General features: G+C 62.4%; 1 protein-coding gene and 1 pseudogene. Both read left to right on the forward strand.

Annotated elements, in window-relative coordinates:
- A pseudogene (locus ACR1XY_RS24815) lies at positions 1–146 on the forward strand (nitrous oxide reductase family maturation protein NosD); the annotation flags it as partial.
- On the forward strand, positions 136–603 hold a 468-nt coding region (locus ACR1XY_RS24820; protein ID WP_480597533.1), incomplete at its 3' end, for an ATP-binding cassette domain-containing protein. The pseudogene ACR1XY_RS24815 and the gene ACR1XY_RS24820, both read left to right, overlap by 11 nt.

Genomic DNA, 603 nt, shown 5'->3' on the forward strand with positions numbered 1-603 from the left:
TGTTGCTCGGCTCCCCTGCCGTGCAGCTGGTGCGCTGGTCTCAATCGGCCTTCCCGGCGCTGTTGCCGGGGGGTGTGATGGACAGCAACCCATTGATGCAAGCCCCTGAACCCCCAGCTATGAAAAAGGTGCCTCATGACGGATAAGGCCCTGTCAATCGACCATGTTCTCAAGGACCGGGGGAAAACCCGCGTTCTGGACGATATCACTCTGTCCCTTGCCCCTGGCCAGCGCGTTGCGCTGCTGGGACATAACGGCGCGGGCAAATCAACCCTGATTAAATCCATCCTCGGACTGACGCCAATCCAGGACGGAGCCATTCGGATCGGAGACGCGACCCCCGGCAGCGCGCAGGCACGTCGCGAGACGGCGTATTTGCCCGAGGCGGTCTCATTCCACCCTGCGCTGACCGGGCGGGAACAGTTGACCTTGTTTGCGAAACTGTCTGGTGCCAGGTCTGACGTGCCTGCCCTGTTGGAGCGCGTTGGTCTGAGCGATGCGCTGGACCGTCGGATCGGCACCTATTCTAAGGGGATGCGGCAACGTTTGGGTCTGGCACAGGTGCTGCTGGGTCAGCCCAGGGTGGCGCTGCTGGATGAACCG

The sequence above is a fragment of the Ruegeria sp. AD11(2025) genome (assembly GCF_056542405.1).